This is a genomic window from Stenotrophomonas maltophilia, assembly GCF_002799245.1.
GTDB lineage: Bacteria > Pseudomonadota > Gammaproteobacteria > Xanthomonadales > Xanthomonadaceae > Stenotrophomonas > Stenotrophomonas maltophilia_S.
Genome location: NZ_NEQV01000004.1, coordinates 361,903 through 381,223, shown reverse-complemented (window position 1 = coordinate 381,223; position 19,321 = coordinate 361,903). Strand labels below are relative to the sequence as shown.

Annotated in this window: 17 protein-coding genes; 3 read left to right on the top strand and 14 right to left on the bottom strand. The window is 67.8% G+C overall.

What is annotated here, in order from left to right:
- Positions 1 to 186 precede the first annotated feature (186 nt).
- From dcp to arfB, 3 genes are all read right to left on the bottom strand, one after another.
- Complete coding sequence (gene dcp / locus B9Y64_RS14075; RefSeq protein ID WP_100441232.1) at positions 187 to 2,343, bottom strand: peptidyl-dipeptidase Dcp; 2,157 nt, start codon at positions 2,341 to 2,343, stop codon at positions 187 to 189.
- A 111-nt stretch (positions 2,344 to 2,454) separates the two neighbouring features.
- On the bottom strand, positions 2,455 to 3,015 hold the full coding sequence (locus tag B9Y64_RS14070) for a lysophospholipid acyltransferase family protein (protein ID WP_223276957.1): 561 nt from the start codon (positions 3,013 to 3,015) through the stop codon (positions 2,455 to 2,457).
- A gap of 46 nt (positions 3,016 to 3,061) precedes the next feature.
- Entirely contained in the window at positions 3,062 to 3,493 is a 432-nt protein-coding gene (gene arfB / locus B9Y64_RS14065) for an alternative ribosome rescue aminoacyl-tRNA hydrolase ArfB (protein WP_032962216.1), read from the bottom strand.
- Positions 3,494 to 3,606: 113 nt separating this feature from the next.
- Between arfB and B9Y64_RS14060 the strand changes: the two genes are divergently transcribed.
- The gene (locus tag B9Y64_RS14060) at positions 3,607 to 4,155 is read left to right on the top strand and encodes a DUF2059 domain-containing protein (protein ID WP_406754360.1); all 549 of its coding nucleotides are present in this window, start codon (positions 3,607 to 3,609) and stop codon (positions 4,153 to 4,155) included.
- A 681-nt stretch (positions 4,156 to 4,836) separates the two neighbouring features.
- Here the strand turns inward: B9Y64_RS14060 and B9Y64_RS14055 are convergent.
- From B9Y64_RS14055 to B9Y64_RS14040, 4 genes are all read right to left on the bottom strand, one after another.
- On the bottom strand, positions 4,837 to 5,577 hold the full coding sequence (locus B9Y64_RS14055) for a pseudouridine synthase (protein ID WP_100441230.1): 741 nt from the start codon (positions 5,575 to 5,577) through the stop codon (positions 4,837 to 4,839).
- Between the two features lie 86 nt (positions 5,578 to 5,663).
- Positions 5,664 to 6,242, bottom strand: coding sequence for an O-methyltransferase (locus tag B9Y64_RS14050; protein WP_100441229.1), 579 nt, complete (start codon positions 6,240 to 6,242; stop codon positions 5,664 to 5,666).
- A gap of 5 nt (positions 6,243 to 6,247) precedes the next feature.
- The gene (ubiB, locus tag B9Y64_RS14045; RefSeq protein ID WP_100441228.1) at positions 6,248 to 7,903 is read right to left on the bottom strand and encodes a ubiquinone biosynthesis regulatory protein kinase UbiB; all 1,656 of its coding nucleotides are present in this window, start codon (positions 7,901 to 7,903) and stop codon (positions 6,248 to 6,250) included.
- Positions 7,900 to 8,535, bottom strand: a complete 636-nt coding sequence (locus tag B9Y64_RS14040) for a ubiquinone biosynthesis accessory factor UbiJ (protein ID WP_100441227.1) — start codon at positions 8,533 to 8,535, stop codon at positions 7,900 to 7,902. Before B9Y64_RS14040 ends, ubiB begins: the two co-directional genes overlap by 4 nt.
- A 199-nt stretch (positions 8,536 to 8,734) precedes the next feature.
- Between B9Y64_RS14040 and ddlA the strand changes: the two genes are divergently transcribed.
- Positions 8,735 to 9,829, top strand: coding sequence for a D-alanine--D-alanine ligase (gene ddlA / locus B9Y64_RS14035; RefSeq protein ID WP_100441226.1), 1,095 nt, complete (start codon positions 8,735 to 8,737; stop codon positions 9,827 to 9,829).
- A 103-nt stretch (positions 9,830 to 9,932) separates the two neighbouring features.
- On the opposite strand, the gene B9Y64_RS14030 is transcribed toward ddlA, so the two are convergent.
- The 3 genes from B9Y64_RS14030 to oleC all read right to left on the bottom strand — a co-directional run bounded on the left by B9Y64_RS14030 (position 9,933) and on the right by oleC (position 12,818).
- Positions 9,933 to 10,088 carry a DUF1328 domain-containing protein gene (locus tag B9Y64_RS14030; protein WP_100441225.1) on the bottom strand — a complete coding sequence of 52 codons (156 nt, stop codon included), beginning with the start codon at positions 10,086 to 10,088 and terminating at the stop codon, positions 9,933 to 9,935.
- Positions 10,089 to 10,170: 82 nt separating this feature from the next.
- On the bottom strand, positions 10,171 to 11,163 hold the full coding sequence (oleD, locus tag B9Y64_RS14025) for a 2-alkyl-3-oxoalkanoate reductase (RefSeq protein WP_100441224.1): 993 nt from the start codon (positions 11,161 to 11,163) through the stop codon (positions 10,171 to 10,173).
- Entirely contained in the window at positions 11,160 to 12,818 is a 1,659-nt protein-coding gene (gene oleC / locus B9Y64_RS14020) for an olefin beta-lactone synthetase (RefSeq protein ID WP_100441223.1), read from the bottom strand. The genes oleD and oleC overlap by 4 nt, the downstream gene beginning before the upstream one ends.
- Before the next feature lie 104 nt (positions 12,819 to 12,922).
- On the opposite strand from oleC, the gene B9Y64_RS14015 reads away from it, so the two are divergent.
- Positions 12,923 to 13,333, top strand: a complete 411-nt coding sequence (locus B9Y64_RS14015) for a YkgJ family cysteine cluster protein (RefSeq protein ID WP_100441222.1) — start codon at positions 12,923 to 12,925, stop codon at positions 13,331 to 13,333.
- Between the two features lie 97 nt (positions 13,334 to 13,430).
- Here B9Y64_RS14015 and B9Y64_RS14010 read toward each other — a convergent pair whose 3' ends face one another.
- The 4 genes from B9Y64_RS14010 to B9Y64_RS13995 form a co-directional block, all read right to left on the bottom strand.
- On the bottom strand, positions 13,431 to 14,321 hold the full coding sequence (locus B9Y64_RS14010; protein ID WP_100441221.1) for an alpha/beta fold hydrolase: 891 nt from the start codon (positions 14,319 to 14,321) through the stop codon (positions 13,431 to 13,433).
- A 140-nt stretch (positions 14,322 to 14,461) separates the two neighbouring features.
- Complete coding sequence (locus B9Y64_RS14005) at positions 14,462 to 15,478, bottom strand: 3-oxoacyl-ACP synthase III (protein WP_049429808.1); 1,017 nt, start codon at positions 15,476 to 15,478, stop codon at positions 14,462 to 14,464.
- A 103-nt stretch (positions 15,479 to 15,581) separates the two neighbouring features.
- Complete coding sequence (locus B9Y64_RS14000; RefSeq protein ID WP_005407628.1) at positions 15,582 to 15,899, bottom strand: DUF4156 domain-containing protein; 318 nt, start codon at positions 15,897 to 15,899, stop codon at positions 15,582 to 15,584.
- Between the two features lie 208 nt (positions 15,900 to 16,107).
- The gene (locus B9Y64_RS13995; RefSeq protein WP_100441220.1) at positions 16,108 to 18,957 is read right to left on the bottom strand and encodes a M16 family metallopeptidase; all 2,850 of its coding nucleotides are present in this window, start codon (positions 18,955 to 18,957) and stop codon (positions 16,108 to 16,110) included.
- Positions 18,958 to 19,321: the final 364 nt, after the last annotated feature.

Sequence of the window (19,321 nt, the reverse complement as noted above, 5' to 3'; positions counted from 1 at the left end):
CCTGTAAGCTCGGTCGCGCCATCCATGGCGCTCACGCCCCCGCAACCGGACCCACCCCACCTTCGACAGTTTTCCACGATCTGCAGCAGATCCACGCCATGCGTGGATGAGCGGCAAACTGCGGAATCCGTCGATGGCATCGACGCAACGAAAAACGGCGGGGTTGCCCCCGCCGTTTTCGTTTTCTTATTTCAGCCCGCGGAACTTCAGCAGCGGTTCCACCGACGGGTCCTTGCCACGGAAATCGCGGTACAGGGTCGACAGCTCCACGCTGTTGCCGCGCGAGAGGATCTTGTCGCGGAACTCCTGGCCGTTGGCCGCGGTCAGGCCACCGTGCTCGGTGAACCACTGGTAGGCGTCATGGTCGAGCACTTCGGCCCAGAAGTAGGCGTAGTAACCGGCCGAGTAGCCGCCACCCCAGATGTGGTCGAAGTAGGTGGTGCGGTAGCGCGGCGGCACCTGCGGCAGGTCGACCTTGAACTTCTTCAGCGCGCTGGCTTCAAAGGCGCCGACATCCTGCAGCGGCGCATCGGCCTTCTGCGTGTGCCAGGCCAGGTCCAGCAGTGCGGCCGACAGGTACTCGGTGGTCGCATAGCCCTGGTTGAAGCTGCGTGCCTTGAGGATCTTGTCGACCAGCTCCTGCGGCATCGCCTCGCCGGTCTTGTAGTGCTTGGCGTAGTGCGCGAACACCTTCGGGTCCAGCGCCCAGTGCTCGTTGAACTGCGACGGGAACTCGACAAAGTCGCGCGAGGTGGCGGTGCCAGCGATCGACGGGTACTTCACGTTCGAGAACATGCCGTGCAGCGCATGGCCGAACTCATGGAACATCGTGGTGACGTCGTCGAAGCTGATCAGCGCGGGCTGGCCGGCAGCCGGCTTGGTGAAGTTGCAGACGTTGTAGACCACCGGCTTGGCACCGGTCAGGCCGTCCTGTTCGACGAACACGTCCATCCAGGCGCCACCGGACTTGCTGTCACGCTTGAAGTAGTCGGTGTAGAACAGGGCCAGCGAGGTGCCGTCCTTGTCGAACACTTCGTACACCTTCATGTCCGGGTTGTAGGTCGGAATGTCGGTGCGCGGCTTGAAGGTGATGCCGTACAGCTGGGTGGCGGCGTAGAAGACGCCGTTCTGCAGCACGTTGTCCAGTTCGAAGTACGGCTTGATCTGCGACTCGTCCAGATCGTACTTGGCCTTGCGCACCTGCTCGGCGTAGAAGTCCCAGTCCGAAGCGGCCACCTGGAAGCCACCCTTCTGCGCGTCGATCACCTTCTGGATCTCGCCGGCTTCGGCGCGTGCCTTGGCGGTGGCGGCCGGCACGGTGTCGGTCAGCAGCTTGAGCGCGGCGGCCGGGGTCTTGGCCATCTGGTCGCCCAGCTGATAGTCGGCGAAGGTCTCAAAGCCGAGCAGCTTGGCCTTCTGCGCACGCAGCTGGGCCAGGCGCTGCACGGTCTGCCGGGTGTCGTTGGCATCGCCACGCTCGGCGCGGGTTTCCGAGGCCTTCAGCACGGCGGCACGCTGGTCGCGGTCGCTCAGCGAGCCGAGCACCGGCTGCTGGGTGGTGTTCTGCAGCGGCAGCAGGAACTTGCCATCCAGCTTGCGGTCCTTGGCGGCGGCCGCAGCGTTGTTGATCGCGTCCTCGTCCAGGCCGGCCAGCTTGGCCTTGTCGTCGACGACAACGGCAGCAGCAGCGGTCGCGGCCACCAGGCGGGTGTGGAACTGGGTGGAGAGCGTGGTCTCTTCCACGTTGAGCTTGCGCAGGGTCGCCTTGTCGGCGTCGGAAAGCTGTGCGCCCGCGCGCACCAGGCCGTCGTAGTAGTGCTCGACCAGGCGCTTCTGCACCGGGTCCAGCTCCAGCGTGTCACGCTGGTCGTACAGCGACTTCACGCGGGCGAACAGCTTCGGATCGAGGTTGATCTCGTCCTGGTGCGCGGCCAGCTTCGGCGCCACTTCTTCCTGGATCTTCTGGCGCGCATCGTTGGTATCGGCCTGGACCAGGCCGAAGAAGATGCGCGACACGCGGGTGAGGGTCTCGCCGCTGCGCTCCATCGCCACGATGGTGTTGTCGAAGGTGGCCGGCTCGCTGCTGTCGGCGATCTTGCGCACGTCGGCCAGGTGCTGGCGCATGCCTTCTTCGAAGGCCGGCAGGTAGTCGCTGTCCTTGATCTTGTCGAACTGCGGTGCCTGGAACGGCAGCGTGCTCGCGCTCAGCAGCGGATTGGTGGAGGCTTCGGCCGGCTGCTGGGCCGGGGTCTTCTGGGCTTCGGACACGGGGGTGGACTCCTTGCCGGAACAGGCCGCCAGCGCCAGGCTGATGGCGGCGGCCAGGACTACGGTACGCGACATATGAAACGCTCCTTGGGCAGACGGTACGGAATACCAGCCCTCCACCCTACTCCTGTCGCGCTCGCCCGGCATGTGCCGGACGTGGCGTCTATATGGTGGCCTGCGGCCGGCTCAGACCGTGCCGCGGGTCTTGCCGATCCACGGCCGGTAGAACTCGCGGATGGCGGCCATGTCGGCGGCGTCATCGCCGGTCGGCGTGAACAGCGGGCCGATGCCGATGGTCTTTTCCGGGTAGTGGAAATACGCGGCCAGGATCGGCACGTCGGCCATCCGGGCGATCTTCAGGAAGCCGGCCTTCCAGTCCTTCACGGCCTTGCGGGTGCCCTCGGGCGTGATGGCGAACCACATCTTCTCGTTGTTGCGCAGCAGGTCCACCGCCTGGCCCACCGTGCCCTGCGGCGAGCTGCGATCGAGCGGGATCACGCCCAGCTTGTGCAGCAGCGGGCCCAGCGGCCACCAGAACAGCGATGCCTTGCCCAGCACCTTCACCTTCATGCCCAGCGCGATCTTCGCCGCCATGCCCCACAGGCCATCCCAGTTGGACGAATGCGGGGCGATGATGAAGACCAGCCTGGGGATGTCGGGCAGGGTGCCGGTCACCTTCCAGCCCCCCATGCGCAGGGTGCAGCGCGCCAGCCAGCGCAGGAAAGCGTTGGGTTTGACCTGTGGCATCTGTGGCGGCACGGCCGGCAGCAACGAAGTCGGGTTGTTCAAGCAATCACTCCCAGTCACGTGATGAGCGCCCGCGCTTGATCTGCGCGCGCCCGCGTTTGGCGTCCAGACGACGCAGTTTCGACCCGAGGGTCGGCTTGGTGGCCTTGCGCGGTTTGGGCACGCTCAGCCCGGCCTGGATGAAGGCCGCCAGCCGCTCGCGCGCATCCTCGCGATTGCGATCCTGGGTGCGGAAACGTTGCGCGTCGATGACCAGCACGCCTTCGCCGGTCATGCGCCGGTCACGCCGCGCCAGCAGGCGCGTGCGCAACGGTTCGGGCAACGAGGGCGAGTTGGCCACATCGAAACGCAGTTCCACCGCGGTGGAGACCTTGTTGACGTTCTGGCCACCGGCGCCACTGGCACGCACGAACCGCTCGACGATCTCGCCGTCGGGGATTTCAAGCTGCGCGCTGATGGTGACCGGTCCACTGCCCATCCGCGCATTGTAGCGGCAGGCACGCGGCGGAGTGCGGCATCGCGCCCCGTATGCCGCCGATCAGGCACCGAACACGCCGCCTTCGCCTTGGCTGCGGGTATGCTGGCCATCCCATGTACCGCAGGAAGCCCCGCATGACCCGCTTCGCACCCGCCCTGCCGTCCCTGCTGCGCCGCGGTGCCCTGCTGCTGGCACTGGCCCTCGCCAGCGTCCCGGCCCTGGCCGCCCCGCCGACCGACGGCGACATCAACCGCCTGCTGTCGGCCTCGCGCGCGCAGAGCATGATCGACACCATGGTGCCGCAGATCGAAGCGATGCAGCAGCAGCAGTTCCAGCAGGTGGCCGCGCAACGCCAGCTCAATGCCCAGCAGCAGGAACAGCTGAAGCGGATCCAGGCACGGACCAGCCAGACCCTGCGCCAGGCCATGTCGTGGCAGCAGCTGCGGCCGATGTACGTGGACCTGTACAAGAAGACCTTCAGCAAGGAAGACGTGCTGGCGATGGCCGAGTTTTACGAGAGCCCGGCCGGCCAGAGCCTGCTGGACAAGACCCCGGCGCTGATGCAGAACGTGGTGGTGGCGATCCAGGCGCGCATGCAGCCGCTGTTCGCGGACCTGCAGAAGGACCTGGAAGCGATCGTCAACGAGCCGGAAAAGAAGTAACCGGAATTTCCGTAGCGCCCGAGCCGACGCTCGGGCGGCGGCGCGCAGCGCCGGCAAGCGCAGCCGAGCGTGGGCTCGGCTCTACAGCTGGCAGCGGCAACCGGAACATCCGTAGCGCCCGAGCCGACGCTCGGGCGGCGGCGCGCAGCGCCGGCAAGCGCAGCCGAGCGTGGGCTCGGCTCTACAGCTGGCAGCGGCAACCGGAACATCCGTAGCGCCCGAGCCGACGCTCGGGCGGCGGCGCGCAGCGCCGGCAAGCGCAGCCGAGCGTGGGCTCGGCTCTACAGCTGGCAGCGGCAACCGGAACATCCGTAGCGCCCGAGCCGACGCTCGGGCGGCGGCGCGCAGCGCCGGCAAGCGCAGCCGAGCGTGGGCGCGGCTCTACAGCTGGCAGCGGCAACCGGAACATCCGTAGCGCCCGAGCCGACGCTCGGGCGGCGGCGCGCAGCGCCGGCAAGCGCAGCCGAGCGTGGGCGCGGCGCTACAGGTGGCAGCGGCAACCGGGATATCCGTAGCGCCCGAGCCGACGCTCGGGCGGCGGCGCGCAGCGCCGGCAAGTGCAGCCGAGCGTGGGCGCGGCGCTACAGGTGGCAGCGGCAACCGGAATATCCGTAGCGCCCGAGCCGACGCTCGGGCGGCGGCGCGCAGCGCCGGCAAGTGCAGCCGAGCGAGGGCGCGGCGCTACAGTTCCTGGCTCCAGCCGAACAGGTCCAGCGCCTTCTGGAACTCACGGTCCAGCGGCGCGCGGACATCCACCGTGCCGCCGTCCGGATGCGGAAAACGCAGGCGCTCGGCGTGCAGCAGCATGCGGTGCACGCCCTGCATGCGGAAGATGCGGTTATGGCGGCCATCACCGTGGCTGGTGTCGCCGATCATGTGATGCGACAGGTGCTTGAGGTGCCGGCGGATCTGCCGGAAGCGCCCGGTCTGCGGCTGGCAGCGCAGCAGCGCGTAACGCGAGCTGGTGAACTCGCCGATCGGCACCGACAGCTCGCCGGTGGCCAAGCGCTGGAAGTCGGTGACCGCCGGCTTCTTCACCGGCTTGCCCGGGCCGCCATCCAGATCATGATCGACCCGCCAGGACAGCTCGGCCGGCCAGCCACGGCAGACGGTCAGGTAGTCCTTGAGCACTTCGCCGCCCATCAGGGCCTTGCCCAGCGCGCTGGCGGTGTCACGGTCGAAGGCCAGCAGCAGGCAGCCGCTGGTGGCGCGGTCCAGCCGGTGGACCAGGAAGATCGGCCGCCCCAGCTGCTCGCGCAGGCGATCGGCCAGGAAATCATCTTCGCCACGGGCCAGCTTGCTGTCGTGGACCATCAGCCCGGCGGGCTTGTTGACCACGGCCAGGCGCTCATCCAGGTGCAGCAGCTGCAGGGGCGCGGTTTCGGGCTCGACCGCGGCGAGGGTGTCAGGTTCGGTACTCACCGCAGGAGTATAAGGGTGCGCCGTATGGGGTCAGATCCCTTTTCCTCGGGAAAAGGGATCTGACCCCGGGGTTTGTGGCGCGGCGGTCAGGCGTTGCGCACGGCCAGCAGCTCGCCGTTGCCCACCGGCACCAAGCTGCTGCTGAAGCTCCCGTCGGCCTCCAGCAGCGCCCGCAGCGGTTCCATCTCGTCCGCGTGCGAGGTTGCGTTGTCCACCACCAGCAGGCCACCTGGCCGCAGCACACGGCGCAGCTGCGGCCACCAGCCGGCGTACTGCCCACGGTCCGAATCGAGGAACAGCAGATCGATGCTGTCCGCGCCGGCCTGTGCCAGCCACTGCCCGGCATCGGCGTGCAGCAGCGTGATGCGCTCAGTCAGCCCGCTGCGCGCGAACGTAGCACGCGCCATCGCCACCTTGTCCTGCGCGTATTCCAGCGTGGTCACGTGGCCATCGATGGCGGCAGCGGCTTCGGCCAGCCACAGCGTGGAATAGCCGTTGGAGGTGCCGATCTCCAGCACCCGGCGCGCATTGCCGAAACGCACCAGCACCGACAGGAATTCACCGGTGTCCGGGGTGATGTTGAGCATGCGCCGGGCGCGCTCGGTCTCATGCGCGTCGTTCCCGGCGCCGAAGCGCACCAGCTCATCCTTCAGCGCCTGCAGCATGGGGCCTACTTCCACCACGCGCGCGCCAGCACCAGTGCGCCGACGGCACCGGACAGCCAGCTCCACATCGGCAGGTCGCCCCAGTACCAACCCGGCGGCTGCAGCACGTACATCAGCGCGGCGATGGCCAGCAGGCCGACGCCGGTGATCGCGCCGACCGCGCGCTTCTGCAGGCGCTGCACGCTGGCATCGAGCGCGACCAGGTCGCGCGAGCGCATCGCCAGCTCATGGCGACCCTCCACCTGCTGGGTCAGCCAAGCGTGTACCAGGCGCGGCATGTCCGGCGCATGGGTCATGATCTCCGGCAGGCGCTTGCCGATCTCGCGTACCACCCGCCGCGGGCTGTAGCGCTCGCGCAGGATCTTCGCCAGCACCGGCTTGGCCACCGCCCAGATGTCGATCTGCGGATCCAGCTGGCGGCCGACACCTTCGATGTTCAGCAGGGTCTTCTGCAGCAGGATCAGCTGCGGCTGCAGGGTCAACTGATAGCGCTGCGCCACGCGGAACAGCTTCATCAACACTTCGGCCAGCGAGATCTGCGACAGCGGACGGGTGAAGTACGGCTCGCACACCGAACGCACGGCCGCTTCCAGATCATCGATGCGCACGTTGTCCGGCATCCAGCGCGCCTGCACATGCAGTTCGGCGATGCGGCGGTAATCGCGGTTGAAGATGGCCATGAAATTCTCGGCCAGGTAGTACTGATCTTCCTGCGAGAGCTGGCCCATGATGCCGAAATCCAGCGCGATGAAGCGTGGATTGGCGCGGCGCGACGGATCGGTGTCGACCCAGATGTTGCCGGCGTGCGCATCGGCATGGAAGAAGTTGTCGCGGAACACCTGGGTGTAGAACACCCGCACGCCCTTGGCGGCCAGTGCCTTGCGGTCGATGCCCGCCTTGTCCAGCGCGGCGATGTCGTCGGACGGAATGCCCCACACCCGCTCCAGGGTCAGCGCGCGCTCGGCGGTATGGCTCCAGATCACTTCCGGCACGTACAGGTCGTCGCTGTTATCCCAGAAGCGGCGCAGCACGCTGGCATTGGCGCCTTCGCGCTGCAGGTCCAGCTCGGCGGCCAGGGTGTTCTCGACTTCGGCCACCACTTCACGCGGGCGGATCTTGTCGGCACGGGGATGGGTACGCTCGACCAGGGTGGCCAGCGAGTTGAGCAGGGCGATGTCGGCGTCGATCTGCTTCTCGATGCCGGGGCGCAGCACCTTGACCACCACCTGGCGGCCATCGGCCAGCGTGGCCGCATGCACCTGCGCGATCGAGGCCGAGGCCAGCGGTTCGGTATCGAAGCTGGCAAACGCCTCGCTGACCGGCAGGCCGAGCGCCTGCTCGACGATGCGGCGCGCGGTATCGCCGTCGAACGGCTTGACCCGGTCCTGCAGCAGGGTCAGCTCATTGGCCACGTCCGGCGGCACCAGGTCGCGGCGGGTGGAGAGGATCTGGCCGAACTTGACGAAGATCGGGCCGAGATCCTGCAGCGCCAGGCGCAGGCGCGCACCGCGCGACTGTGCGGCGATGTCGGCCGACGCACGCGGCACGAACGGCTTGGCCAGGCGCAGCCAGCGCTCGGCCGGCGTGCCCTGCAGCAGGTCGTCGAGGCGGTAACGCAGGATCACCCGGCCGATGCGGCTGGCCCGCAGCACGGCCTTCATGCGGCACCCCGCAGGCGCTGCACGCGCGCGCCGAGACGCTCGACGTCATCACGCAGCACGTCCACGTCATCGTGGAAGGCGTCCAGTTCGGCGCGTGGCACCACGTCGCGCGACTCCTCGGTGATGAATTCGGCGGCGCTGTGGGCCAGATCGATCGCACCCTGGCGCGCATGCTGCAGGGCGCTGCGCAGGGTGTTGGCAACCTGCACCCCCAGCACGTCGCCGAACACGCTGACGAACGGCTGCTGCCAGTCCGGATCGAAGCCCTTGGCCAGCTGCTGCAGGCGGCGCGCCAGTTCGGCGTCACCGGCCACGCGCACGCGGCCCTTGCTGCTGGTGTCGCCGCGCCGTGCGTTGGCCAGCAGCGGCAGCTGCGCCAGCACGCCGGCCAGGCTGCTGCGCACGGCGAGGTCGGCTTCCTGCGCATCCACCGGGCCGACCCGCAGCTGGTCGCCGTCGACGCTGATACGCATCGCCAGCGACGGTGCTTCCAGGGTCAGGTCGATATGCCGGCCATCGAGGCTGGCCAGCGCATGGCGGGTATCCGGATCCAGCGCCAGCGCGCGGTTCAGGGCAATCTGCAGGGCGCGGCCAGCGACCGGCTTGAGGGACTTGAGCAGGGAAAGAGCCATGTGCGCATTCTACCCGCGTGGGTGGGGTCGGATCCCGTTGCCATGCAACGGGCTCTGACCCCGGCTGTCGAATCGTGTCCTGGTAGATGCCGACCTTGGTCGGCGCCGGTTGTCCCGGTGATTCATCTGTGCCTCATCCGAGGGGCAATGGAAGGTTCATGCTGTACGGCCACGCAGCGCACAGGACACCGCATTCCCCATGGCACGGACCCGGGTCGGCATCATCTTCGGGGGCAGATCCTCCGAGCACGAAGTTTCACTGCAGTCGGCGAAGAACATCCTCGACGCCCTTGATCGGGAGCGCTTCGAGCCGGTGCTGGTCGGCATCGACAAGCAGGGCCAGTGGCATCTGAGCCAGCCGGACACCTTCCTGATCAATGCCGATGATCCGTCGCGCATCGCGCTGCATCGGTCCGGCCAGTCGCTGGCGGTGCGCCCGGGTGCCGAACAGTCACAGCTGCAGCCCTCCGATGCGGCCAGTGCGCTGGGCCAGATCGACGTGGTGCTGCCGATCGTGCACGGGCCGCTGGGCGAGGACGGTGCGCTGCAGGGCCTGCTGCGCATGGCCAACCTGCCGTTCGTTGGCTCGCCCGTGCTGGGATCGGCGGTGGCGATGGACAAGGACGTGACCAAGCGCCTGCTGCGCGACGCTGGCCTGCAGGTGGCACCGTGGTTGTGCATCCGCCGCCACCAGGCGGCGGAAGTGGATGTCGATGCGGTGATCGCCCAGCTCGGCCTGCCGCTGTTCGTGAAGCCGGCCAACCAGGGTTCGTCGGTGGGCGTAAGCAAGGTCAAGGATGCGGCGGGCTTTGCCGAAGCGCTGGCGTTGGCGCTGCGCTACGACCACAAGGTGCTGGTGGAATCGGCCGTGGTCGGCCGCGAGATCGAATGTGCGGTGCTGGGCAACGCGCATCCGCAGGCCAGCCTGTGCGGTGAAGTGGTGGTGCACGACGAGTTCTACGCCTACGACACCAAGTACATCAACGAAGACGGCGCCGAGGTGGTGGTGCCGGCGGATATCGATGGCCATACCCAGGCACGCATCCAGCAGGTCGCATTGCAGGCCTATCAGGCGCTGGAGTGCGCGGGCATGGCGCGCGTGGACGTGTTCCTCACCGGGGACGGTGAAATCGTCATCAACGAGGTCAACACACTACCGGGCTTCACCCGCATCAGCATGTACCCGAAGCTCTGGGGGGCCAGCGGCGTCGACTACACCACGCTGATCACCCGCCTGATCGAGCTGGCGCAGGAGCGCCACGAAGCCGATCGCCGATTGCACAGCGCCGTGTAGAGCCGAGCCACGCTCGACCCTGCAGAAGGGGCGTGCCGGCCAACGGCCGGCACCTGCCGGGAAGAACGGTGCCGGCCAGCGGCCGGCACTGCCCTGCGGTCTTCTATCCGCGCTTGCGGAACATCGACACCACCGCCAGTACCAGGAAGATCACGAACAGGATCCAGGCGATGTTGCTGGCGGCACCGGCGATGCCGGAGAAGCCGAGCACGGCGGCAATGATGGCGATGACGAAAAAGATGACGGCGTAATGCAGCATGGTGCTCCTCGCAGATGTCCGGGCCAATGGATGGCGTGGGTCCATCCTCCCGATCCTGCGGTGTGCAACCAGTGATGGCGAGCTATGCAGCAGATGAAGCCTTCAGCCTGCGCAGCCCTTCTTCGATGCTGACCTGCGGCACATAGCCGAAGTCGCGGCGGGCCGGCTCCATGCTGTACCAGTGCGGCGTGCACAGCTGCTCGGCCAGGAAGCGGGTCAACGGCGGCTCGCCGCGCAGGCGCAGCAGCGGCCAGAGCCGCTCGCAGACCGCGCCGATGCGATAGGCGGTCTTGAAGCTGATCGCTTTGTCCACGGTGGGCGCACCCACGGCCTGCAGCAGCTTGTTGACCAGCTCGCGCATCGGCAGCGGTTCGCCATTGGAGATGAAGTAGGCCTTGCCCGCACACGCGGCACCCGGTGCCAAGGCCTCGAAGGCGAGGAAGTGGGCGAGCGCGGCGTTGTCGATGTAGGTGGTGTCCACCTTGTTGTTGCCATCACCGACCAGGCGCAGGCGCCCCTGCCGCGCACGCTCGGCCAGCCTCGGTACCAGCTGCTGGTCGCCCGGGCCCCAGATCAGGCGCGGGCGCAGCGCCACCGTTGCCAACGCGGCATCGTTGGCGGCCAGCACGCGTTGTTCGGCGATCGCCTTGGTGGCCGCATACGGCGCCTGGAAATCTTCGCCGTACGGCACCTCGTCAGCGCCCAGGCCTTCGACCGGATGCGTGGCGCGATGGGTCACGCTGGGCGTGGAGGTGTAGACCAACCGGTTGATGCCATGCGCACGGCAGGCCGCGATGACGTTGTCGGTGCCGACCACGTTGGCCTGGTGGTAGCTGTCATAACTGCCCCACGCGCCGGCCTTGGCGCCGTTGTGGAACACTGCATCGACGCCGGCCACCGCATGCAGCACTGCCTGCGCATCGGCAAGATCGCCGCGGATCTGGCCCACTCCCATCGCCTGCAGTTCCGGGTAGTGACTGCGGTTGAACGCCAGCACCTGGTGGCCACGCTCAACCAGCCCGCGGCACAGCGCCTGGCCAAGGAAACCACCACCACCGGTGACCAGGATCTTCATGCGCGCTTCTCCAGTTCGGCGCTGGCCCAGACGGCGAGCTTCTCGCGGCCGATCTTGGCGTTGTGACGGATATCGACGGGGAACGCCGGGTGCACCAGGAAATGCTGCAGGCCGGCCTCGGCCAGGCACGCGGCTGCCTTGGTGCGCAGCGCGTCCTGCAGCGCCGGGCTGTCGGCCTGGCCACGCAGCAGTTCCACGCACAGCACCGGCACCTGCGCACCCGCAGCACCGACACCGACCAGTGCCGTGCGCGCCACGCCGGCCACGGTGTTGAACACCGGCTCGACCTGCTCGGTGTACAGCGGCCCGCGCGCGGTTTCCACGCGCTGCGTCTTGCGCCCGCAGAACCACAGGCGGCCCTGCGCATCGAAGTAGCCGACGTCGCCCATGCGATGCACTACGCGGGTGCTGCCATCGGCCAGCGTCTCGCTGATCTTCGCCGCGGCCGTGGCCTGCGGGCGGTTGAAGTAGCTGTCGGTGGCAGTCGGCCCCGCCACGGTGATCTCGCCCACCTCGCCGGTGGCCAGCACGCGCGCCTGCGACCAGTCCGGCAGCGGTGCGTCGTCGATGGCGATGATGCGCACCTCGTTGGGGGCCACCACGCTGCCCACGCAGGTGCCGGCGCCGGCCTCGGTCGCCGCGCGGGTACGCTCCAGTTCGCGGCCCTCGACCACCGCCACCGGCAGGCACTCGGTGGCGCCGTACGGCGTCCAGAACTGCGCATCGGCCGGCAGCAGGCTGCGGATGGTGGCGACCACGTCCGGGGGCACTGGCGCACCGGCCGAGGTCACCCGGGTCACCGACGGCAATGGCCGGCCGTGCCGGGCCAGCACCCGCATCAGCGCTGGCGAGCCGAACAGCTGGGTCACGCCGAAGCGCTGGATGGCATCGTGCAGGCGGGCCGGGTCGGCCTGCGCCGGCCGCGTCGGGTCCATGTCCGGAATCACCGAGGTCAGGCCCAGCGCCGGATCGAACAGCGCGAACGGCGGGAAGGTCGGCAGGTCCACCCCACCCGCTTCCATGCCGAAGGCACTGCCCAGCAGCTGGATCTGGCCGACGAAGTGGCGGTGGCGGTAGACCACGCCCTTGGGTACGCCGGTGGAGCCGCTGGTGAACAGGATCGCCGCCATGTCCTCGCCGTCGGTGTCGGCCAGCATCGGCCCCCCCCTGGCGCCGGCGCGCTCCAGCGCGGCCAGGCTGGTACCGCCCCAGCCGAGGCGGCGGCCGACGGTCACCAGGCGGGTCGCCGACGGCGCCCAGCGCAGCACCAGCCGCGCCACGTGCGCCAGCGGAATGCCGATGAAAGCCTGCGGCTGCGCCTCGTCCAGGCACTGCTTCAGCGCGCGCCTGTCGATACCCGGATCGACCAGCACCGGCACCGCGCCCAGCTTGAACAGCGCGAACATCAGCAGGAAGAACTCCGGCGATGGCCGCACCATCACCACCGTGCGCACCCCGCGGCCGATCCCATAGCCGGCCAGGCCGGCGGCCATGGCATCACTGCGGGCGTCCAGCTGGCGGTAATCCAGGGTGACGTCGTAGGCGGCCATGCCGTTGCCGGCGCCACGCCGGCCCGGGCAGCGGATGGCGATCTGATCAGGGCGTTCACGCGCCAGTTCAGGCAGGCGCGCGGCAATGTTGCAGGGTCGGTTCATCCGTTCATTGTCGCCGCTTACGGAATTTCTTGCGCGGCGGCCCACTTCGTGGAAAATCCGCACCCTCGTTCCTGATTCCGACTGCCGCCCGAGGCGGCTTGCCCATGCAACATCCCTGCATGACCTGCGGCGCCTGCTGCACCCAATACCGCGTGGCCTTCCACTGGATGGAGTCAGACGAGGTCACCCCCGGCGGCGTGCCGCACCAGCTCACCGAGGTGCTGGACCCGCATCGCCTGTGCATGCGCGGCACCCATTCCAAGCCGGTGCGCTGCGTGGCGCTGGACGCGCAGATCGGCGTGTATTCACGCTGCACCATCCACCCCAACCGGCCCAGCGTGTGCCGTGAGGTGGATGCATCGTGGGAGTACGGCAAGGCCAGCCCGCAGTGCGACAAGGCGCGCATTGCCTATGGCCTGGATCCGCTGACCCTGGCCGACTGGCGTTGGCGCGATGACGCCGACAATGACGACGATCACCCCGACGACAACGGCAACAGCCCGGCTGCCGCCTGAGGCGCGTGCCGACCAACGGTCGGCACCCACCCATTCCTTTTCCCGCTGGGTGCCGACCGTTGGCCTGTGGGTGCCGACCGTTGGTCGGCACGCCCCCTCAGATCGGATTCCTGTCCAGGAACGCGCGGATCTCCGGCACCAGCACTTCGTGCTTGTCTTCCAGCACGTAGTGGCCGGCATCCTCGAAGGCATGTACCTGCGCCTTCGGCAGCGCGGCCTGGAAGCCCTTCAGGAAGTGATGGTCGAACACGAAGTCGCGCAGGCCCCAGCCGAGGAAGGCCGGGCGGTCGGCGAACGATGGCAGCGCCTTGCCGGCACGCTCCAGCAGCGACCAGGCCTTGTCGGCCGGCGACAGCGGGATGTCCTGCATGAAGCGGATGGTGCTGATGCGGTTGGCCCAGTTGTTGTACGGCGACACGTAGGCGCGGCGCACGTCGGCCGGCATCCTGCGCTCCACGCCCAGCCACGAGGCACCGGACGAGAACGCGTTGAAGGTGCGGATGATCCACTCGCCGATCTTCCAGTGGCGGCCCAGCGCGATCTGCCACGGCATCTTCTTCGCCGCCGGCATCGGGAACGCGGCGGTGTTGAGCACCACCAGGCGCTTCACCTGGTCGTGGTGCGACAGCGCCCAGCCGAAACCGATCATGCCGCCCCAGTCGTGCACGGCCAGGGTCACCGGGCCGGTGATGCCTAGGTGCCTGAGCAGCGCATCGAGGTCGTCCACGCGCGACTGCAGCGTGTATTCGTAGCGGCTGTCGTCCGGCTTGTCCGACAGGCCCATGCCGATGTGGTCCGGCACGATGCAGCGGTACTTGTCCGACAGGCCGGCGACCAGCGTGCGCCAGTAATAGCTCCACGACGGATTGCCGTGCACCATCACCACCACCTCGCCGTCGCGCGGGCCCTCGTCGAGATAGTTCATCGACAGGCCAGGGCGTACCTCGAAGCGCTGCGGGTGGGCGGGGTAACCGGGAAGATCGCGCATGCGGAGCACCTAGGGAGAATCGCGGCGCGGTGTAGAGCCGAGCCGATGCTCGGCTGCTCTCCGGTCCGCTGCGGAAGAGCCGCGCTGCGCGCGTGAGCCGAGCATGGCTCGGCTCTACAGAAGGTCGGTCAGCGGGCTGCTTACCAGACCACTTCAGCCATCGAGCAGTTCAGGCCCGAGCCGATGCCCAGAAGCGCGATGCGATCGCCCTTCTTCAGCTTGCCCAGCTGCTTGAGCTTGCTCAGCACGATCGGCACCGAGGCCGGACCGATGTTGCCGTGCTCGCCGAAGATGGTCATGACCTTCTTCGGGTCGATGCCGAAGTTCTTGATGAACGCGGCAGTGTGCGGCTGGCTGACCTGGTGGATCACGAACTGGTCCAGTTCTTCCACGGCCCAGCCGAGTGCGATCTTGGCGGCGCTGAAGGTCTTCTGCGCCAGCTTGATGCCTTCGATCAGCAGCAGGCGGGTGTCGGTGACCATGCGGTCCAGGTTGCCCAGGCACAGCTGGTTCCACTCGGTGGCCGAGCGGGTCACGCCGCCCTTGTAGCGCGGGGCGTCCGGCACCAGTTCCGAGCGCGCCATCACCATCGCGGCGGCGCCCGAACCGGTGGTCAGGGCGGCCAGCTCATTGCGGAAGTCGTCGGCGGTGACATCCGGGGCGGTCATGCGCTCCAGGGTCTTCTCGTACACCAGGTTGGCGGTCTCGCCGTCCACCACCAGCGCGTAGTCGATATCACCGCGCTCGATCATGCGCGCCGCGATATCCATGCCGTTGATGAAGGCCAGGCAGGCATTGGCGACGTCGAAGGTCATGCATTCGTCGCTGACGCCGAGGTTGCCCGAGACGATCGATGCCGTGGACGGCTCCAGGTAATCGCGGCTGACCGAAGTGTTGACCAGCAGGCCAACCTGCGTCGCATTGATGCCTGCGTCTTCCAGTGCCTTGCGGCCGGCCATGGTGGCGGCATCGGAGGCCAGCACGCCGTTATCCCACAGGCGGCGGGCGTGGATGCCGGCGATGTCGCCGAGCACATCGGTGCGGATACCCAGGCGGTCCAACGTCGGCTGCAGCCGCTCGTTGATTTCCTTGGTCGTCAGCGTGTGCGGCGCGTCGACGTGTGCCAGGCCGGCGATCGAGACATTCTTGAAGAGCATCGAGGTTAGCGCCAAGGCTCAGGCAAAAGGGGGCGCTATTCTATAACCCCCGGGGCCTTCACCGCATCTTTACGAATTCAGCCTCGGCCGTATGGTGAAGGGTTCAGCGCGGCGGGCACTGGAAGGCGGCGAAGCGCTGGCTGCCATCGGCGGGGGCCGCAGCGGCCTGCACGGCATTGGCGCCGGCGCTCGGAGCCTCGTTGCGGGCCAGGGTTTCCAGCTCTTCCTGCACCCGCAGCGGGTTGCGGTTGTAGAAGCCAACCTTGCTCTTCACGGTGACCACCACCTCGCCCTTGGCGATGCAGCCAGCCGGAACCGGCCCTGCCGGCAGCACGCGGGTCGCCTTGCCCGCCGGTTCGATCGGCACCCAGGTGCAGGCGGTGACGGTGAGCAGCAGGGAGGAAAGCAGCAGAACGCGCATGGGCAGATCCTGGAAGGGTATGGGGGGATTCTGCCTGAACAGCCTGAATCGGGGGTAGCCGGGGCCGGGGTCAGAGCCCCCTGCGGGGGATCCGACCCCAGGTCGGCAGAGGAGTCGGATCCCCCGCAGGGGGCGCTGACCCCGAATGCACGGTGGGGGTCGGAGCCCTCCCGAGGGGAGGGGTCCGACCCCTGGCCGACGTATTGCCTTACTTCTTGACCGGGTTGCCTTCGGCGTCGATCACCGTCACCTCGCCCAGGTTCAGCGCACGCACGGCCGCTTCGGTCTGCTTGAGGTCACCCACCACCACCCAGGTCAGGGCCTGCGGCTTGATCTCGGCGGCGGCCTGCTGCACCTGCGCCGGGGTCATCGCCTCGATCTCGGCCTTGCGACGCAGCACGTAGTCGTCCGGGCGCTTGAACTGCACGATCGAACCGATGGTGGCGGCCACCGCACTGGCGGTCTCGTAGGCACCGGGCAGGCTCAGGGTCTGGATGTTGCGGATGCGGTTGACCTCGGCGGCAGTGGCCGGCTTGCTGCCATCGGCGAACGCGGCGATTTCCTTGCGCATCTCCGCCAGCGCCGGGCCGGTCTTGTCGATCTGCACCGGCGCGCTGGCCATCCACGGGCGCTGGCCCACCGAATTGACCGCGCTGCTGCGCGCACCGTACGACCAGTGCTTGTCCTCACGCAGGTTCATGTTCAGGCGTGAGGTGAAATCACCACCGATCACCCCGTTGGCGATGTCGAAGCGGATCGAGCTGGACGCACTGGACGGCGGCACCACCTGGCCAGCGAACAGGTTGGCCTGCACCGCGCCCGGCTGGTCGATCAGGAACACGCGCGGGCCCTTCGGCAACGCGACATCGGTGGCCGCCTTCACCTGCGGGGCATCACCACCGGCCTTCCAGTCGGCCAGCTGCTTGTCCAGCAGCGGCACGATCTCGGCCAGCGTGGTGTCACCGACCACGATCAGGGTGCCGTTCTGCGGGCGCAGCCAGTCGTGGTGGAAGTCGACCAGGTCTTCGCGGGTCAGGCCGTTGATCGCCGCCTCGTCACCACTGCCGGTGAACGGAATGGCATACGGGTGGCCCTTGCCGTACAGCAGCGGCGGCAGCACGCGCATCGCCACCGCACCCGGGTTGACCTTCTCCTGCTGGATGCCGGCGATCCAGGTCGCCTTGACCCGGTCGATCTCGCCCTGCTCGAAACGCGGCTCGCGCAGCAGGCTGCTGTACAGCGCCAGCGACGGTGCCAGGTTTTCCTTCAACGCCGACAGGTCCACGCTCATCGAATCCAGACCGGCCGAGGCATCCAGGCTGGCGCCTAGTGCGTCGGCGGCGTCGGCGAAGGCCAGCGAACCCAGCTTGCCGGCGCCTTCGGTCATCAGGCTCATGGTGAAGTTGGCGGTGCCCGGCTTGCGGCCCTGGTCGGCACTGAAGCCGCCCGGGAACTGGTAGCTGAACTGCACCACCGGAATCTCATGGCGTTCGGCCAGGATCAGCTGGGTGCCGTTCTTCAGCGTGGCGCGCTGCAGCGCCGGGAACTTCAGCTGCGGGAACTCGCGGGTCTGCGGCACGCCGGCCTTGCGGTCGACCTGCTCCGGCAGGGTGCTGTACTTCGGGTCCACCGCCGGCACATTGAACGGCTTCGGCGCCTGGCTGGGGTCTTCCTTCAGTGCCACGCGTTCACCCGGTGCGATCACCAGGGTGTGGCTGCCCTTGTCCAGCCACTGTGCGCCGAGCCGGCTCAGATCGGCGGCGCTGGCCTTCTCGATGTTGGCCAGCGAAGTGCGGAAGCAGCCCGGGTCACCGGTGAACACGGCGCACTCGGCCAGTGCGTCGGCCTTGCCGCCGAAGCCACCGATGCGCTCGATGCCACGGATGAAGCCGGCGCGGGCACCGGTCTTGGCGCGCTCCAGCTCGGCCGCGGTCGGGCCCTGCTTGATCAGGCGATCCAGTTCCTCATCGATGATCTTCTCGACCTTGGCCGGGTCCTGGCCCTGCTTGACCGTCGCCATGATCACGAAGTTGGACCCCAGCTGCGAGGTCGACAGGCCCGAAGCGATGCTGTCCACCAGCTTGTCCTGATGCTGCAGGCGCTGGCTCAGGCGCGAGGATTTGGCACCGCCCAGCACCTGCGCGAACAGCTGCAGCTGATCGACCTCGGTGGTGCCGACCTGCGGCACGTTCCAGGCGCGGTAGATGCGCGCCTGCGGCACCTTGTCGGTCATCGTCTCGCGGGTGTCGGCGCTGCGCTTGGCCACGTTCACTGCCGGCTGCGCCATGGTCGGGCCGGCCGGGATGCTGCCGAAATACCTCGCCACCTTCTCCTTGGCGGTGGCCAGATCAATGTCACCGGCCAGCACCAGCACCGCATTGTTCGGGCCGTACCAGGTGCGGAACCAGGTCTTCACGTCATCCAGCGAAGCAGCGTTGAGATCGTTCATCGAGCCGATCACGCTGTGGTGGTACGGGTGTCCGGCCGGATACAGCGCCTTGTTGAGCTGTTCCCAAGCCTGGCCGTAGGGCTGGTTCTCGCCCTGGCGCTTCTCGTTCTGCACCACGCCGCGCTGTTCATCCAGCGCGGCCTGGTCGATCGCACCGACCAGATGGCCCATGCGGTCCGACTCCATCCACAGCGCCATGTCCAGCGCGGTGGTCGGCACGTTCTCGAAATAGTTGGTGCGATCGGTGTTGGTGGTGCCGTTCTGGTTGGTGGCACCGACCTGCTTGAACGGTTCGAAGAATTCGCCGTCGTGGTTTTCGCTGCCCTGGAACATCAGGTGTTCAAACAGGTGCGCGAAGCCGGTACGGCCGGCCGGCTCGTCCTTGCTGCCCACGTGGTACCAGACATTGACCGCGACGATCGGCGCCTTGCGATCGGTATGCACGATCACGCGCAGGCCGTTGGGCAGGGTGAACTGCTCGTACGGGATATCGACCTTGGCCGGTGCCGCCGGCTTGGCGGCGAGCGCGGAGGTGGGCGCAAGCGTACCCAGGGCGGTGCTGAGGGCGACGGCCAGCAGTGCAGCGCGCGGGCGAAGGGCGAGAGACATATCCGGATCCTTGGTCACATAGGTGAACCCCGATCCTAGCCTGCGCGCGCGGCGGCAGGAATCGGTCGCCAGTCACTGGGGGTGTTTGCCTCGAGGGCCATCCGGCCCGGCCCATCGCCTGTCCTATGCCGTCACATGCGCCGGCTGAAGACGTCCGGACAGTGTCCGCGGCCCATCGAATGGACAGGTGTCCGCCCACCGGACACTTTTTGCCCGACAGAAAATCCTTGCAAATCAATGATTAAAAGTTGGCACGGGGTTTGCTTGGTACTTACTGCGCCAGGAAGGGCTTCAGACGAAAGCTGACTGAAGACTGAACAAATGCAGGAAATCGAAAATTCTCCTTGCATCCCCAGAATCGGTG

Coding starts and splice junctions, on each gene's coding strand:
- dcp (WP_100441232.1), bottom strand. CDS start 2,343: ATGTCGCGTACCGTAGTCCTGGCCGCCGCCATCAGCCTGGCGCTGGCG.
- B9Y64_RS14070 (WP_223276957.1), bottom strand. CDS start 3,015: ATGCCACAGGTCAAACCCAACGCTTTCCTGCGCTGGCTGGCGCGCTGC.
- arfB (WP_032962216.1), bottom strand. CDS start 3,493: ATGGGCAGTGGACCGGTCACCATCAGCGCGCAGCTTGAAATCCCCGAC.
- B9Y64_RS14060 (WP_406754360.1), top strand. CDS start 3,607: ATGTACCGCAGGAAGCCCCGCATGACCCGCTTCGCACCCGCCCTGCCG.
- B9Y64_RS14050 (WP_100441229.1), bottom strand. CDS start 6,242: ATGCTGCAGGCGCTGAAGGATGAGCTGGTGCGCTTCGGCGCCGGGAAC.
- ubiB (WP_100441228.1), bottom strand. CDS start 7,903: ATGAAGGCCGTGCTGCGGGCCAGCCGCATCGGCCGGGTGATCCTGCGT.
- B9Y64_RS14040 (WP_100441227.1), bottom strand. CDS start 8,535: ATGGCTCTTTCCCTGCTCAAGTCCCTCAAGCCGGTCGCTGGCCGCGCC.
- ddlA (WP_100441226.1), top strand. CDS start 8,735: ATGGCACGGACCCGGGTCGGCATCATCTTCGGGGGCAGATCCTCCGAG.
- B9Y64_RS14030 (WP_100441225.1), bottom strand. CDS start 10,088: ATGCTGCATTACGCCGTCATCTTTTTCGTCATCGCCATCATTGCCGCC.
- oleD (WP_100441224.1), bottom strand. CDS start 11,163: ATGAAGATCCTGGTCACCGGTGGTGGTGGTTTCCTTGGCCAGGCGCTG.
- oleC (WP_100441223.1), bottom strand. CDS start 12,818: ATGAACCGACCCTGCAACATTGCCGCGCGCCTGCCTGAACTGGCGCGT.
- B9Y64_RS14015 (WP_100441222.1), top strand. CDS start 12,923: ATGCAACATCCCTGCATGACCTGCGGCGCCTGCTGCACCCAATACCGC.
- B9Y64_RS14010 (WP_100441221.1), bottom strand. CDS start 14,321: ATGCGCGATCTTCCCGGTTACCCCGCCCACCCGCAGCGCTTCGAGGTA.
- B9Y64_RS14005 (WP_049429808.1), bottom strand. CDS start 15,478: ATGCTCTTCAAGAATGTCTCGATCGCCGGCCTGGCACACGTCGACGCG.
- B9Y64_RS14000 (WP_005407628.1), bottom strand. CDS start 15,899: ATGCGCGTTCTGCTGCTTTCCTCCCTGCTGCTCACCGTCACCGCCTGC.
- B9Y64_RS13995 (WP_100441220.1), bottom strand. CDS start 18,957: ATGTCTCTCGCCCTTCGCCCGCGCGCTGCACTGCTGGCCGTCGCCCTC.